Here is a 2,830-nt window from a genome sequence, read left to right as displayed (position 1 = left end):
CCGGTCACCTATCCCGTCAACAAGGAAGTATTGAAATAATTGCATTCAAATCAAGGAAAAAGGAGTGGACGCAAATGTCTTACACAACTGTATACCGCTTTCAGGACCTGAACGGCTATGAGAGCGTGATCTCCAAGGCCAACTCGGATATGACCTATGAGGGATTCGGCCGAATCCTTCTCAACCCCGGCCAGACGCTGGAGTACAAGGTCACCGGTGAGGAGCAGGCCATCGTGCTGCAGCAGGGCGACATGACCTGCTGGGTGGAGTATGAGGGCGTGACCGTTGTGGACGGCGCCAAGGGCCAGCGCGGCAATGTCTATGACGATCTGCCCACCGCCCTGTATGTGCCGCCCAAAGCCACAGTGAAGCTGTACAGCGAGAAGGGCATGGAGGCGAGAGTCTTCACCGCCTATTGTGAGGAGGGCAATGCCCCCTATTTCTGCCCGCCTGAAAATATTGAAGAGGGAGAACCCGGCGAGTACATCTACAAGCGGAAGTACCGCTTCATCTTCGGCCAGCCCGGCAAGCACAACGACCACATCACCAAGCTGCTGATCGTGGGCGAGACCGTGTCCGTGCCCGGCGGCTGGATCGGATTCCCGGCGCACCGGCACGACTACGAGCGCCCCGGCAAGGAGTGCGTGCTGGATGAGATCTTCTCCTTCCAGATGACCTCCACCGAGGATGGCCCTGGCCGCGGCGGCGTCATGCAGCACGGCTATGATCTGACGGACGAGAACAAGAAGATCTGGGACGAGGTCAATGTGATCGAGGAGAACAACACCGCCGTGGCGCTGCCCACCGGCTACCACACCACGGTGGCACTGCCCGGCACCCGTGCGTATCTGCTGTGGGGCCTGGCCGGCGATACGAAGAAGTACAAGGTCCAGTTTGACGAGCGGTATTCCTGGCTTGAGGGCTGCTTATATTGAGGAACTGAGAAAGGTAGTAGGATGAATCTCGCAGAGGAAATCCGCAGGACACAAGTGTCACAGGGAGAGCTGATGATCTGCTGGCTGGGGCAGGCGGGCTATCTTTTAAAAGATGGACACGGCTGCACATTGGCTGTGGATCCTTACCTGACGAACTGCGGTGAACGGATCCGCGGCTTCAAGCGGCTCTCGCCGATGCTGCTGCCGGCGGAGGATTTTGCGCCTGATTACTATGTGATTACGCACACCCACTTCGATCATCTGGACTACGACGCCATCCCCGTAGTGAAAGAGCGGTCGCCGAAGACACAGTTTTTTGGCCCCACCAGCTGCCTGGATGTGCTGGCAGAAATGGGAGTGGAGAAGAGCCGCTGCCACCGATTGGATCGGGGGATGCGCTATGGGGACCGGCGGGTGCTGGTGGAGGCGGCCACCGCTGACCACGGCACCATGGCGCCGGACGCCATCGGGGTTTTGCTGGAGATGGGTGGGCACCGGCTCTATTTCTCCGGAGATACAGCCTTCCACGAGGAGCTGTTCTGCGGGGTGGCGAAATTCCAGCCGGAGATCGTGTTCATGTCCGTCAACGGGAAGTTCGGCAACATGAATGCGGAGGAGGGCGCCAGAGCGGCGGAGCTGACGGGCGCCCGGTATGCGGTGCCGTGTCACTGCTGGACCTTTGCGGAACACGGGGGAGATCCCGGCTTGTTCTGTGAATGCCTGCGGGGCGGGCGCTGCGTTCCGGTCTGCTTCCGGCAGGGAGAAGCCCGGACATTGGACTGCAAAAGACTATTTCAGCAAATGGAGGAATCGGCTTAATGAAAGCAATTCGTTTTATGGAGCCGGAGGTCATCGAGTATTCTGCGGTGGCAACGCCCGAGCCGAAGGACAATGAGGTGCTGGCGCAGATCGCGTACGCAGGCTTCTGCGCCACGGATATCGAGCTGCTGACCGGCGACATGATCCACATCAAAAACGGCTTTACCAAGTATCCCATCATTCCGGGGCATGAGTGGAGCGGCACCATCGTGGCTGTGGGCAGGGACGTTCGGGACCTCAAGGTCGGCGACCGCATCACCTCCGACGTGAGCCTGGGGTGCGGTGAGTGCGACGAGTGCCGGAAGGGTCACTACAACCTGTGCCCCAACCGGGAGGTGGTCGGCTCCTACCGGAACCGGCAGGGCGTCTTTGCCGAGTATGTGGCGGTGCCCCAGCGGCATGTGTACAAGATCCCTGAGAACGTGTCCATGGAGGAGGCGGCCCTGGCAGAGCCGGCGGCCACCGCCATGTACGCGGTGAGCAAGGCCAAGATTCCCGCCGGGGCGGAGGTGCTGGTGATCGGCGACGGCCCCATCGGACAGCTGGCGGCACAGCTTGCGAACATCGCCGGTGCCAGCAAGGTCATCATGGCCGGCAGCTGGGATGAGAAGCTGGCCATCGCCCGCTCCTGCGGCATTCAGGAGACCATCAACTACCACAAGGAGGATGTGGTCCAACGGGCGCAGGAGCTGACGGAGGGCGGTCCGGAGATCGTGATCGAGACCTCCGGCAGCAACGCTGCGCTGGATATGGCCGTGCGGGCGCTCAAGCCCACGGGCCGGATCGTGGCGGTGAGCTGGTACAGCGGCCCCTCTGTCGCTGTGGCGATGAATACCGTCATCGTGAAAGACGCAGAGCTGGTGGGTTCCCTGGCAAGCCCCAACTCCTTTGGACCGGTCCTGCGCTATATGGCGGAGGGCAAGCTGAAGGTGAAGCCCCTCATCACCCATGTCAAGCCCCTGTCCGAGCTTGCTGATGTGGTGCAGATGATCCGGGAGAAAAAGGAGATGCGGATCAAGGTTTTGCTGAAGCCGTAAAACAGTTGATTTTGTTGGTCAAAAGCCGACTGGAAATCA

General features: G+C 60.3%; 3 protein-coding genes. All 3 read left to right on the top strand.

Annotated features, from left to right (window positions below; all coding sequences use genetic code 11):
* Nucleotides 1-74: 74 nt before the first annotated feature.
* The 3 genes from HMPREF1546_RS17600 to HMPREF1546_RS17590 are packed head-to-tail and all read left to right on the top strand — an operon-like array spanning nt 75 to nt 2,791.
* Nucleotides 75-935 (top strand): 5-deoxy-glucuronate isomerase, encoded by an 861-nt coding sequence (locus HMPREF1546_RS17600; RefSeq protein WP_021752195.1) that lies wholly within the window; start codon nt 75-77, stop codon nt 933-935.
* 21 nt (nt 936-956) lie between these two features.
* On the top strand, nt 957-1,754 hold the full coding sequence (locus HMPREF1546_RS17595) for an MBL fold metallo-hydrolase (protein ID WP_021747381.1): 798 nt from the start codon (nt 957-959) through the stop codon (nt 1,752-1,754).
* A complete protein-coding gene (locus HMPREF1546_RS17590; protein WP_021747382.1) occupies nt 1,754-2,791 on the top strand; it encodes a zinc-binding dehydrogenase in 1,038 nt (345 codons plus the stop codon). The genes HMPREF1546_RS17595 and HMPREF1546_RS17590 overlap by 1 nt, the downstream gene beginning before the upstream one ends.
* The last annotated feature ends 39 nt before the right edge of the window (nt 2,792-2,830 follow it).

This window comes from Oscillibacter sp. KLE 1745, assembly GCF_000469445.2.
GTDB classification, from domain to species: Bacteria; Bacillota; Clostridia; order Oscillospirales; family Oscillospiraceae; genus Oscillibacter; species Oscillibacter welbionis.
Note: the sequence above shows the minus strand (reverse complement) of the source record. Positions and strands in the feature narration are given on the sequence as shown.

Bases quoted from the DNA above. Each gene is read 5' to 3' on its own strand.
- HMPREF1546_RS17600 (WP_021752195.1), top strand. From the start codon at position 75: ATGTCTTACACAACTGTATACCGCTTTCAGGACCTGAACGGCTATGAG.
- HMPREF1546_RS17595 (WP_021747381.1), top strand. From the start codon at position 957: ATGAATCTCGCAGAGGAAATCCGCAGGACACAAGTGTCACAGGGAGAG.
- HMPREF1546_RS17590 (WP_021747382.1), top strand. From the start codon at position 1,754: ATGAAAGCAATTCGTTTTATGGAGCCGGAGGTCATCGAGTATTCTGCG.